Genomic DNA, 11,614 nt, shown 5'->3' with positions numbered 1-11,614 from the left:
GCGCCGCCATGGTGCTGGAGGACGCGCGCCGAATCGGAGCCCCATGATGGGCGCCGAAGGTCGCCGGCTGACCCGTCGCATGCCACTGTGCCCTAGCGGCGGCGCATTCAATCCGGCGCCGCTCCTCGATCACCCGCAGTTCCCGGCGCGCCTGGCGTCGCTGACGGAGATGCAACGCATCGTCCTGGCGCTGATCGCGCTTGGGCGATTGAACAAGCAGATCGCTCACATCTGCGGGATCGGCGAAGCCACGGTGAAGGCCCATGTGTCCGCAGTCTTGCGCCATCTGGGAACGCGTTCACGGACGGAGGCCGCCGTGAGCTATGCCGTGTTTCTCGAACGCAAGCGTCTGCTTTGTGACGCGGACGAAAGCTCTCGAACCCGAGAACGCGAGGTGTGGGTCGCCCCCGAAGCGGACACGAGGGGCGGGTAGCTGCAAGGGCCGCACCCGCCCCCAGGCAAGCGCATCCTTGCTGGACGGGGCCCACAGGTTTCTTTCCGTCCTGGCCTCACATGCTGGCGAAACGGTCGAGGTCAGTGGCTAGGCGGCGGGCGAGTTGCTGGGCCGGCGGGCTCATGGCGCGGGCGGCCGGGACGAGCAACCCGATCCGCAGGCGATTGACTCCCGCCGAGTTGAAGGGCCTCCAAACGAGTTCGCCTTTCTCGATCTCGTGCAGGAAACCCAGGCGCGTGAAGAAGGCGATGCCCATGTTCAGCATCACGCACAGTTTCAGCATCTGAATCGAATTGGACAGAACCTTGGGGGCGATCGAAGCCCGAAAAGTGACGTAGTCGGGGTCAGCTTCGGCGGCCCGGGGCAGCGGGCCCGGCTGCGTGAAGATGTTGTATTGCCGCGTTTCCTCGAACTCGATCAGGAGCCGATTGGCCAGAGGGTGGTCGGGCCGCATCACCACGCCGATGGGGGCCGCCACCTCGGCCAGGAACCGCACCGTGGGCGGGATCTGATGGCTCACGAAGGTGAAACCCATGTCCGCGTCGCCCGCCGCCACGGCCTGCGGGATGTCCGAGGGCTGGACCGCCAGGACCGAGTAGCTCACCGCGGGAAACTCCGCCCGAAACCGGTCGAAGGCCCTGGGCAAGAAATCGACCAGCAGGGAATCCAAGGCCGCCACAGAGACATGGCCCGAGCGGGCCTCCCGGAGGTCGTCGATCTCCGCTCGCATGCGATCGAAATCGTGCAGCGTCGCCGTGACGTGGCGCAGCAGGAGTTCGCCGGCGATGGTGAGACGCATGCCGCCGGGCAGCCGATCGAACAAGGGTGTGCCAAGCTCGTCTTCGAGCTTCAGGATCTGCCTGTTCAGCGCGCTGGCCGCGACATTGAGGGACGCCGCCGCACGGCGGATCGAGCCGGCGCGGGTGACCTCCCGGAAGTAGAATAACGCAGCCGCGTGCAAGGCCTGGCCCCTGGATCGCGGCCAGTCTAGCCGTCTTTGTTCCGCGCCGGCCAGCCCGCGACGACGGGGTGGTCCTGCTCCGTCCTGTGACGGGCGTCGGAGCCGCCGGGGCTTCCCCACCTGGTCACCTCGGGGCCGAAGAACTCGCGGTTCACCGCGAGCCACGGCGTGAGTTCGGCTGGCAAGCGATCGTCGGCGTGGATGGCGGCGACCGGGCACACGGTCTCGCACAGGCCGCAATCGATGCACTCGTCGGGGTGGATGTAGAGCGTCCGGCCCCCCTCGTAGATGCAGTCGACCGGGCAGGCCGGGAGGCACGCCTTGTCCATCACGTCGATGCAGGCGTCGGTGATGACGTAGGTCATTGGCGTCGCGCTCTCCTACCGCCCTTTCCAGACCGGCTTGCGCTTCTCCACGAAGGCGCGGACGCCCTCGCTCGAATCCTCGCTCGCCAGCGCCTCGACGAGCGCCGGCAGGCGGTGCGCCTGGGCCTCGGCGGCCGTGAGGTGAGCCGTGCGCCGCACCACCTGCTTGATGGCGCGCACGGAGAGCGGGGCGCAGGCGAGGATGTCGGCCAGCCAGCGGTCCACGGCGGCGTCGAGCTCCGCCCGGGGGACGACCTCGTTGATCAACCCCATGCGGAACGCCTCGTCGGCCTTGATGCGCTTGCCGGTGAGGAGCAGGCCCATGGCCTGGCGGAAGGGAACCTGCCGCTGCAGGAGGGTCATCCCGCCGTCCAGCGGCAGGCGGCCGACCCGCGCTTCGGGCAGGCCGAAGCTCGCCTCCTCGGCGGCCACGACGATGTCGCAGCCCAGCACCATTTCGAAGCCGCCGCCCACGGCGTGCCCGTTGACGCGGGCGATGACGGGCACGTCGAGGGTCTCGCGCAGGGCGATGCCGCCGAAGCCGCCGGGGCGGGGCGTGGCCCAGTATTCGAGCCCGCTCGCGCCGCTGCCCTTCATGTCCGCGCCGGTCGAGAAGGCCCGGTCGCCGGACCCGGTGAGGACGACCGCGCGGACGTCGCGGTCCCGCTCGATCCTGGCCCAGACGTCCTGCAGCTCGCGCTCGGTCGCCGCATCGACGGCGTTCAGCACCTCCGGCCGGTCGATCGTGACGCGCGCGATGTGGTCGGCGACCTCGAAGCGAACGGCCATCACGCCACCTTGCCCACGTCGGACGCCCGCTGCGGGGCGAGGCCCAGCTCCGCCAGCACCTCGTCGGTGTGCTGGCCCAGCTCCGCGGGCGGGATGCGCACGCTGACGGGCGCGTCCGACAGGTGCACCGGCGAGCCCACCACGCGCACCGTCTCCACGCGGTTGCGGGTCTCCAGGATCATGCCGTTGATCCGCGTCTGCTCGTCGGCCAGCGCCTCGGACAACGTCCGCACCGGCGCGCACAGGAGATCCTGCTCCTCCAGCCGGGCCAGCCAGTAGGCCGTGGTGTTGGTGGCGAACCGCTCGCGGAAGATGGCGTGCAGCGCCGCCTTGTTGGCGACCTGGGTCGGGTGATCGATGAAGCGCGGATCCTCGTGGAGGCCGGGCAGGTCCAGCGCCGTCCCGATGTCGCGCAGCGGGTGGGCCTTGAAGGCGCCGACCATCACGAGCGCGCCGTCCGTCGTCTCGAAGACGCCGGTGAGCGGCATGGCGCCCCAGTTCACCTCGCGGCCGCGCATCATGGCGGCCGCGGCCTCCTGGGTTTGCGCGGCGAGCATGGAATCCAGCAGCGACACGCTCACCAGCTGGCCGCGTCCCGTCTTCTGCCGCTGGAGGATGGCGAGGAGCACGCCCTGGACGAGGTGCATGCCGGCGGAATAGTCGGCGAACGTGGTGGAGTAGATCGACAGCGGCAGGGCGTCGTCGGAGCGCCGCGCCATCACGCCGGACATGGCCTGCGCCAGCACGTCCTGGCCGCCCTTGTGGGCGTAGGGGCCGACCAGGCCGTAGCCGGTGCCCACCGCATAGATCAAGCGGGGATTGCGCGCCGCCAGCGCCTCGTAGCCGAAGCCCATGCGGTCCATCACGCCGGCGCGGAAGTTGTTGACCACCACGTCGGCTTCATCGAGCAGCTGCAGCACGGCCGCCTTGTCCTCGGCCTTCCGCGTGTCGAGCACGATGGAGCGCTTGTTGCGGTTGAGCGAGCAGTAGACGGGGCCGGTCAGGCCCGCGGGATCGTGCGGAAAGGCCGTGCGCGACAGGTCGCCCGTGGGCGGACGCTCGATCTTGATCACGTCGGCGCCGAAGTCGGCCAGCACCTGCGTGGCCACGGGCCCCATCATGACCTGCGTGAAGTCGACGATCTTGACGCCCGCGAGAGGCAGTTCGATGGGGGAAGTCACGCGGCGTTCTCCATGATGGTGGCGTTGGCGGAGGGCGCGTCGCCGGGGTCGCCGCCCTGCGCCCTGACGCGCGCGCAGATGGCGCCGGGGTCGACGCGCCTGACGGGAATGGAGCCGGCCACGGCCAGCGCCGCGGCGACGCCGGCCGACTGGCCCATGGACATGCAGGGCGGGATCTCGCGCGACATCTTCTGCGCGCTCTCGGTCGCGGAGTAATGGCGGCCGGCGACCAGCAGTCCGTCGACCTCCTTGGGCAGCATCGCCCGGTAGGGCGTGTAGTAGTCGCGGCCCCGCGCCACCGTGTCGGCGAAGTGGACGCGATGCGCCACGTCGTCCTTCGTCACGACGTATTCGCCTTCGAGCAGGCGCGTGGTGCGCACGCCGAGTTGCGGGGCGACGTCGACCACGAACGCCTTGCCGAAGCCCGGCATGTTGGCGCGCACGAAATCGACGAGGGCATAGATGCGCCGGCGACCCTCGAAATCGGCGCGCGTCAGGTCCTCGACCTTGAGGGCGTCGAAGCCCACCATGTGCGGACAGTTGCACCAGACGATGCCGGGAAGCGGCGTCTTCAGCCACCAGAAGTCCCAGCTGCCGCCCATCACCCGCTTGGCCTCGCGGTCGATCTTCGCATAGGCCTCCGGCTCTTCCTGTTGGAAGCGCTCGGTCTCTTCGGTGTCCACCCCGCCGAGGCGGAACACCGTCGTGACGATGTACTTGCCCTCGTTGAAGGAAGCGCCCGCGGCCGCGGCTACGTCGAGGTCGCCGGTGGTGTCAATCACCACGTCGCCCAGGATCGCCTCGCGGCCAGCCTTGGTCTCGCAGATGACGCCCCGGATGCGTCCGTCCTGCACGATGGCCTTCGAGAACCAGGAATGCAGGCGCAGGTTCACGCCGGCCTCGGCGATCATCTCGTTGGAGACGCGCTTCCAGCCGTCGGGGTCGAAGGCGGCCGCCATCACGATGGGCTGCGGCTTCGACTGGGCGCGGAAGTCGAAGGCGCCCCAGCGCGCCCACTTGCGGTAGACGTCCCAGCCCTGGCGACGCTCCTCGGGCGGCGGGTATACGGCCGCGCCCACCTTCGCCATGCGCTCGATCATCTCCATGCACACGCCCTGCACGGTGACCTCGTCGCCGTTGTGCATGTCGTCCAGCACCAGCACCATGCCGCCGGAGGCGAGGCCGCCCAGATAGGGATAGCGCTCCACGAGCGTGACGGAGCAGCCCTCGCGCCGGGCGGCCAGGGCGGCCGCGAAGCCGGCCGGCCCGCCGCCCACCACCACAACGTCGGAGCGCGCCACGATGCGGGCGGAGCCGGGCTTTTCCTCGATGCGGTCGCTTGTCGACATCCGGACCTCCTTCGCGGGTTCGGTAAATTTCGAGATGGGGGCAGGGCGGCCGGAACTAGTGCCCGGCGGGCGCCTGCCAGCGCACCACCAGCCGCTCGACGAGCGTGATCGCCAGGAAGAAGACCATGGAGAAGCACGAACCGACGATGACGGTGGCGTAGAGCAGCGCCGAGTCGAAGGCGTAGGTGGCCTGGATGATCAGGGCGCCGATGCCCTGGGTGGACCCGATCCACTCGCCCACGATCGCGCCGATGACGGAGGTGGAAGCCGAGATCTTCAGGGCTGAGAACAGGTAGGGCAGCGAGTTGAACAGGCGCAGCTTGAAGAACACCTCGGTTTTCGAGGCGGACAGGACGCGCATCAGCTCCATGGCCTGCGGGTTCACGGACTCCAGCCCGCGGACCATGTTCACGAGGGTCGGGAAGAAGCAGATCAGCGCCGCAATGGCGATCTTCGGCTCCATGCCGTTGCCGAGCAGCAGCACCAGGATGGGGGCCTTCGCGACCACCGGGATGGTGTTGATGATGACAACCAGCGGGAAGAACGCCTCTTCCAGGATCTTCTTGTGCACGAAAGTGGTGGCGATGAGGATCGCGGCCACGTTGCCCAGCAGGAACCCGCAGATCGCCTCGATGGCCGTGGGGACGAGGTTCTCGATCAGCAGGCCGAACTTCGACGTGAGCGTCGCGAACACCGCGACCGGGGACGGCGCCACGAAGGGCGGCACCTTGAAGATGTAGACGACAGCGGCCCAGGCCCCGAGCGCAGCCAGGATGCCGACGGCCGGGAGCAGGCGACGACGCCAAAGCTCGCGCTGCTTGCGCCGGGCGTATTCGGCTTCGGCGGCGGAGGCGTCGGGCAGGACGGCGGCGATGTCGGTCATCGTGCTCATGCTCCACGCCCCAGCAGGTCCCGCAGATTGGCCGCGATCTCGACGAAGGGTTGGGTCTCCCGGATCTTGAGCGTCCGGTCGCGGGGCAGGCCGACATCGACCAGTTCGGTCACGCGCCCCGGATTGGCGGCCAGCACCAGGACCTGCTCGCCCAGGAAGAGCGCCTCGTAAACCGAGTGGGTGACGAACATGATCGTCGTCCCGGTCTCCTGCCAGATCCGCCGCAACTCCTCGTTCAGGCGGTCGCGGGTGATCTCGTCCAGCGCGCCGAAGGGCTCGTCCATCAGCAGAAGGCGCGGACCGCCCAGCAGGGCGCGCGCGATGGAGACGCGTTGGCGCATGCCGCCGGAGAGTTCATGCGGGTAGCTGCCTTCCCAGCCCTCCAGCCCCACGAGTTTCAGGAGCTCCCGCGGTGTGGGCGCGCCGGCCGGAAGCGCCTTGGCGCCGCCGACTTCGAGCGGCAGCTCCACATTCTGCAGGGCGGTGCGCCAGGGCAGAAGAGCCGCATCCTGGAACACGAAGCCGAGCGAACGCTTCAGCCGCGCTTCCTGCGGCGACAGGCCGAGCACGGAGACGGCGCCGCTGGTCGGCGACACGAGGTCTGCGACGACCCTCAAGAGCGTGGACTTGCCGCAGCCCGAGGGGCCAAGCAGGCTCAGGAAACCGCCGCGCTCGACCGCGAACGAGACGTTCTCGAGGGCGGTCACCGTGCGCCGGTCGGTGATGAACCGGACCGTGACGTTGCGACAGGCGACGGCGGCCGGGGCGGATGCTGCTTGGGGGACGACGGAAGGGAAAGCCTCCGCCGCCGCAACGGGGGCGGCCACCGGATCAGCCGATCTTCGGCCGGCCCGCGGCCGTGGCCTTCAGGATGTCGAGCGTCATCACTTCCTCCAGCTTGGGGGTGCGCTTGGAGAACTGGCCGAGCGATGCGTAGAGGTCGATCTGCTCCTGCCAGACGGCGGGATCCATCGTGCCCCAGCCCTCCTCGGCGGTTTTCGGAGAGAAGGCGTATTTCAGCATGACGTCGAGCGCCTCGCGCTCATCCGCCGCCACGAGGTTGGGGAACTCCTTGACGAGGAGCTCCACCGCCTTGTCGCGGTTGTCGTGCGCGAAGGCCCAACCCTTGCCGCTCGCCCGCAGGAACTTCTGGAGGATGTCGCCCTTGGTCTCGATCGTCGTTTTGGTCGCGTAATAAGGCAGGGCGTAGAGTCTCACGCCGGCGTCCCAGAGCCGCAGGTCCACCCTGTCGGGGCCCAGCACCTTGAGGGCCGTCGTGTTGGTCAGCCAGCCGGTCACCACATCCACCTGGCCGGTCAGGAGGGGCGCCATGTCGGCCCCGATGGTGACGATGGTGACGTCCTTCTCCGGGATCTTGTTCTTGGCCAGGAGCGCCCGAAGCAGGATCACCCCGGTCGCCTGGACGCCGACCTTCTTGCCGACGATGTCCTTGGGCTCGCGGACCGGGTTCTTCTTCAGAGAGAAGAAGGTGTAGGGGTGCTCCTGGGCGCCCACTGCGAAGCAGAGGATCGGAATGTCCTGCGACGCGGCCAGCATCAGCGAAGGCGAGGAGGACACCTGGCCCACCTCGAATCGCCCCGCGGCGACCACGGCGACGCCGTCGATGTTGGGTCCGCCGGCCTGGAACTTCAGCTCGATGCCTTCCTGGTCGTAGTAGCCCAGCTGCTTGGCGCAGACCTCGCCGATCTGGTTGCCGCCCAGGATCCACCCGAGTTGCATGTTGACCAAGGGCTTGCCCTGGGCGTTCGCGCCAACGGTCAAGAGCGGCCCCGACACCGTCGCGAGGGCTGCGGTCTTCAGGACATCACGACGACTGACTGGACCCATGGCGGATTCTCCTGGAAGGGCGACCCGCGAGCCTCAGCCCTGGGGTGCGGAGCCTACAACCGAAGTGGATCACGCCGTCACTGTTCCAGAAAGAAGAGATATTCGGCCCATGCGTTGCCTAAAATCGAACGCGCCTGTCCAGGAGGCATTCGGCGCGAGCGTCTGCCCAACATCGGCGCAATCTCCGGGCCGAAGGGCCTGACGGGTGCGGTCCCAGGCGTTATCGTCCCCGCTGCAATCGACAGGACCAGACGGATCGTGCGGATGAACAGGGTCGGAGAACATTGGCGGCAAGCTCTCGAAGTGGCGGAACTGAGCCCCAACAGGGTCCGCAAGGTCGGCGCCGTGGTGGCGGCGGCCGACGGAACGGTGATCGCCGCCTGCAACACCTTTCCGCCGGGAGTCCAGGACCTTCCGGAAAGGCATGAGGGCGACGGCCGCTTCGTCTGGATGGAGCACGCCGAGCGCAATGCGATCTTCGAGGCGACTCGCCGCGGCGTCGCCACGGCGGGTGGACGCATCACGTCGACGTTCTTTCCCTGCATCGACTGCGCCCGCGCCATCGTGCTCGCCGGTTTCCGATGCCTCGACACGGTCGAACCGGCGCTCGAGGATCCCGTCTGGGGCGCCTCCTTCGTGCGCTCGCGCGTGATCCTGGAAGAGGGTGGCGTGACGCTCAATTTCGTGGAGCCCTAGACGGCTCTCCGAGCGCCGCCAGGGCGGCGGTCAGTCCATCACCCGGCCTGGAGCCGAGCCAGCTCGTCCCGCGTCGGAAACGAGGGCACGGTGCCGCGGCGCGTCACCGCGAGCGAGGCCGCCGCGATCCCGAGGGCGAGCGCGGGCTTGAGGGGCGCGCCCTGCGCCAGCCTTCCCACGAGCACACCCACCAGCACGTCGCCTGCGCCAGCCGTATCCACGGCCGAGACGGCAGGGGCCGCCACGCGGGTCGTCGCCCCCTCGGCGCTCAGGATGGCGCCCTCCGCCCCCAGGGTGACCACCGCGGCCCGCCCCGGGGCCGACGACAGAGCCTGGGCGGCGGCGTGCGGGGCCCCTCCGACCAGCGTGGCGGCCTCCACCGCATTGGCGACCACGAGATCGAACAGCGGAAGCGCGCCGGCCATGTCCCAGGCGATCGGCGCCGTGTTCAACACCCGAAGACCGCCCCGGGCGGCCGCTAAGCGGCAGGCCGCGACCGTCACGTCACGGTCAAGGTTCCCCTGCATCAGCAGGACATCGCCGGCGGCGAAGTCAGCCAAGGCGTCCAGCGCACCGGCTTCGGTGAGGGCGCGGGCGGCCTCGGCGCTGCTGACGATCATGTTCTCGCCGTCGCTCGCCACCCAGATCGCCGAATAGTCGGTCGGCGCGGAGCTCGCGATCCAACGCGCTTCCAGGTTGGCTTCCGCGCTGGCCGCCGTGGCCAGGACGGCGCCGTCGCGGTCCCCGCCGAGCGGGGCCGCGAGCACGGTCGCTGCGCCCGTCCGGGCGCAGGCGATCGCCTGGTTCAGGCCCTTGCCTCCCGGGCAGCGTTCAAGGCTGTCGCAGAGCAGGGTCTCGCCGGGAACGGGCAGGCGCGCGACCGTCTGCACGCAGTCCACGGTCGCGTTGCCGAGGACGAAGACGCGCTTCACCGGCGCGCCTCCCGCACGACCGCCATGAAGGCCTTCACACGCTCGGGATCGACCTCGTTCCACCAGCCGCCGTCGTGCTTGAGGGCGCTCGCCACGATCACCGCGTCCGCGTATCCCAGGATCGCGCCCACATTCTCCGGGTTCACGCCGCTGCCGACGACCACAGGCAGGGAGGTCGAGCCCTGAACGGTCGCGAGATCGTCGAGGTTGGCGCTGTCGCCCGTGCGCTGGCCCGTGACGATCACGGCGTCGGCGTCGAAGAACTGGGCGTCGCGGGTCAGCTCCGTCAGGGTCCGGTCGGCCATGATGGCGTGCGCGCCGTGCTTCACGTGCACGTCCGCGAACACGGCGACGTCGCGGGCCCGCAACGTGTTGCGATACCGGGCCGCCAAGCCCGCCTTGCCTTCCACGAAGCCCTCGTTGGCCACATAGGCGTTGGCCCACTGGTTCACCCGGACGAAGCGCGCGCCTGCCGCCTTGGCCACGGCGATGGCCTGGATGGCCCCGTTGGCGAGCACGTTGACGCCGACGGGCAGAGGCGTCGCGCGCGCCACCCGGTCCGTCATCACGGCCATGACGGCGGCGGTCTCGGGGCCGAGCTCCTCCGGCTTCACGAAGGGGATGTCGCCGTGGTTCTCCACGATCAGGCCGTCCACCCCGCCGTCGGCGTATCGGCGCGCCTCCGCGCAGGCGTGCTCGTAGATCCGCTCGATCGGGTCGCCGTCGTAGTTGGCGGAGCCGGGGAGGGGAAGCGCGTGGATGACGCCGATCACGGCCTTGGTGCGGCCGAACAGGCGCTGCACCACATTGGTCTTCGCTTTGTAGACGGACTGGGACAACGGTCGTCTCCGGGGTGTGGGGGTCAGGGCAGGGCCGACGCGGGCTCGGCCTGGAGAGGCAGGTGGATGCCGGCCAGGGCCGCCAGCTCCTGCGCGATGGGCCGCATCTCCTGCGCTCCGTACTGCGCCGCGGCGAGGCTGCCCGCCGCGCACGCCGCCCTCGCGGCGACGTCCGGTTCGCAGCCGTTGAGCCACAGCGCGAGGAACGCGCCCACGAAGGCGTCGCCGGCGCCGGTCTTGTCGACGACCGTGACGTCGGGGGCGGGCGCACGGGCGCAACGGCCGTCGCGGGTGACCACTGCGGCGCCCTGGGCGCCGAGGGTCAGGGTCACGACCTGCGGCCAGGCGTCGGCGGGCGCCTGCGCGGCCCGCGCGGCGAGCCAGGGCAAGGCGCGCTCGGGATCCGGCGGGCAACCCGGGAGGAAGGCGAGGGTCTCGCGATGGAGGAAAAGAGCGTCGGCGGTCGAGAAGAGGCGGTCGGCGTTGTCCGCGAGCCATGCGGGCGGCAGCCCGGTGGCCTGGACGCTGGCGCGGAATCCCCGGGCGCGCGCCCGGCGGAGCGCCTCGATCTGGACCGGCGCCTGGAAGCCCTCGAGGTGCAGGCACCAGACGACGCCGGCGGGGTCCGCAGCCTCGACGAACTGGCGCACGTCCACCTCCGCGAGGCTGGAGGGCTCGTTCACGATGGTGCGGCGACCGTCGGGTTCGACCAGGACGAGCGCGCGGTCGAGCCGCCCCTGCCGCCGCTCGCGCGAGGCGATGAGGTCCACCTGGCGGGCGGCCAGTTCGGCCGCCGCCCAGTCGCTCTCCTGGTCCGAGCCGATGGACGTGATGATGGACGCGGCCACCGGCCAGGGGGCCCCGACCCCCGCCGCGACCGCCGCCACGTTCGCGGCGGGGCCGCCGATGGATTTTATGATCGTGCGCGCCTGCAGGCGCTCCTCGCGCTGGGGCAGGCGCGGCACGCACGCGACGTAGTCCACGCTCACGTACCCGACCGTGGTCAGGCGCGGGACGGAGGCGCCGGCGCGGGCGTCAGGCCCGGCCGGGCGCTTGCGCGCGGTGAGCGAGCGCGCGGTCTCCGCGGGCACGTAGTCGAGCGCGCGGATGGCCTCGAGCACGCGCGCGCGCGTGTGCGGGCGCACGGGCACGCGTCCATTGAGCACGTGCGACACGGTCGCCTTGGACACGCCCGCGGCGCGCGCGACGTCCGAGATCGTGGGCGTGCCCGCGATCGGGCGCGGGTCGTCGGGCCCGCTCACGGCGCGCGCTCCCCGGCGCGGGCGCGGCGGAGCAGGTCCATGCGCG

The 11,614-nt window shown here is 70.2% G+C and carries 12 protein-coding genes and 1 pseudogene; 2 read left to right on the top strand and 11 right to left on the bottom strand.

Annotated elements, in window-relative coordinates:
- Positions 1-124 precede the first annotated feature (124 nt).
- Positions 125-319 (top strand): annotated as a pseudogene (locus SLNSH_RS25490) (helix-turn-helix domain-containing protein); the annotation flags it as partial.
- A gap of 190 nt (positions 320-509) precedes the next feature.
- Here the strand turns inward: SLNSH_RS25490 and SLNSH_RS23650 are convergent.
- Genes SLNSH_RS23650 through SLNSH_RS23615 form a run of 8 tightly spaced genes read right to left on the bottom strand, consistent with a single transcriptional unit; the run spans position 510 to position 7,839 of the window.
- On the bottom strand, positions 510-1,415 hold the full coding sequence (locus SLNSH_RS23650) for a LysR family transcriptional regulator (RefSeq protein ID WP_158266880.1): 906 nt from the start codon (positions 1,413-1,415) through the stop codon (positions 510-512).
- Between the two features lie 26 nt (positions 1,416-1,441).
- The gene (gene fdxA / locus SLNSH_RS23645; protein WP_106340661.1) at positions 1,442-1,780 is read right to left on the bottom strand and encodes a ferredoxin; all 339 of its coding nucleotides are present in this window, start codon (positions 1,778-1,780) and stop codon (positions 1,442-1,444) included.
- Between the two features lie 15 nt (positions 1,781-1,795).
- Positions 1,796-2,569 carry an enoyl-CoA hydratase-related protein gene (locus SLNSH_RS23640; protein WP_106340659.1) on the bottom strand — a complete coding sequence of 258 codons (774 nt, stop codon included), beginning with the start codon at positions 2,567-2,569 and terminating at the stop codon, positions 1,796-1,798.
- Complete coding sequence (locus tag SLNSH_RS23635) at positions 2,569-3,750, bottom strand: CaiB/BaiF CoA transferase family protein (RefSeq protein WP_106340657.1); 1,182 nt, start codon at positions 3,748-3,750, stop codon at positions 2,569-2,571. Before SLNSH_RS23635 ends, SLNSH_RS23640 begins: the two co-directional genes overlap by 1 nt.
- On the bottom strand, positions 3,747-5,099 hold the full coding sequence (locus SLNSH_RS23630; protein WP_106340655.1) for an FAD-dependent oxidoreductase: 1,353 nt from the start codon (positions 5,097-5,099) through the stop codon (positions 3,747-3,749). The genes SLNSH_RS23635 and SLNSH_RS23630 overlap by 4 nt, the downstream gene beginning before the upstream one ends.
- 55 nt (positions 5,100-5,154) lie before the next feature.
- On the bottom strand, positions 5,155-5,991 hold the full coding sequence (locus SLNSH_RS23625) for an ABC transporter permease (RefSeq protein WP_106340653.1): 837 nt from the start codon (positions 5,989-5,991) through the stop codon (positions 5,155-5,157).
- Entirely contained in the window at positions 5,988-6,818 is an 831-nt protein-coding gene (locus SLNSH_RS23620) for an ABC transporter ATP-binding protein (RefSeq protein WP_106340651.1), read from the bottom strand. The genes SLNSH_RS23625 and SLNSH_RS23620 overlap by 4 nt, the downstream gene beginning before the upstream one ends.
- Before the next feature lie 4 nt (positions 6,819-6,822).
- Positions 6,823-7,839, bottom strand: a complete 1,017-nt coding sequence (locus SLNSH_RS23615; RefSeq protein WP_106340649.1) for an ABC transporter substrate-binding protein — start codon at positions 7,837-7,839, stop codon at positions 6,823-6,825.
- A 264-nt stretch (positions 7,840-8,103) separates the two neighbouring features.
- On the opposite strand from SLNSH_RS23615, the gene SLNSH_RS23610 reads away from it, so the two are divergent.
- Complete coding sequence (locus SLNSH_RS23610; RefSeq protein ID WP_106340647.1) at positions 8,104-8,535, top strand: CMP deaminase; 432 nt, start codon at positions 8,104-8,106, stop codon at positions 8,533-8,535.
- A 38-nt stretch (positions 8,536-8,573) separates the two neighbouring features.
- On the opposite strand, the gene SLNSH_RS23605 is transcribed toward SLNSH_RS23610, so the two are convergent.
- The 3 genes from SLNSH_RS23605 to SLNSH_RS23595 are packed head-to-tail and all read right to left on the bottom strand — an operon-like array spanning position 8,574 to position 11,568.
- Positions 8,574-9,467 (bottom strand): PfkB family carbohydrate kinase, encoded by an 894-nt coding sequence (locus SLNSH_RS23605; protein WP_158266879.1) that lies wholly within the window; start codon positions 9,465-9,467, stop codon positions 8,574-8,576.
- Positions 9,464-10,306, bottom strand: a complete 843-nt coding sequence (locus SLNSH_RS23600) for a BtpA/SgcQ family protein (protein WP_106340644.1) — start codon at positions 10,304-10,306, stop codon at positions 9,464-9,466. Before SLNSH_RS23600 ends, SLNSH_RS23605 begins: the two co-directional genes overlap by 4 nt.
- 23 nt (positions 10,307-10,329) lie before the next feature.
- Positions 10,330-11,568 (bottom strand): carbohydrate kinase family protein, encoded by a 1,239-nt coding sequence (locus SLNSH_RS23595; RefSeq protein ID WP_106340642.1) that lies wholly within the window; start codon positions 11,566-11,568, stop codon positions 10,330-10,332.
- Between the last annotated feature and the right edge of the window lie 46 nt (positions 11,569-11,614).

Source organism: Alsobacter soli (assembly GCF_003004785.1).
In the GTDB taxonomy this organism is placed as follows: Bacteria; Pseudomonadota; Alphaproteobacteria; order Rhizobiales; family Beijerinckiaceae; genus Alsobacter; species Alsobacter soli.
Note: the sequence above shows the minus strand (reverse complement) of the source record. Positions and strands in the feature narration are given on the sequence as shown.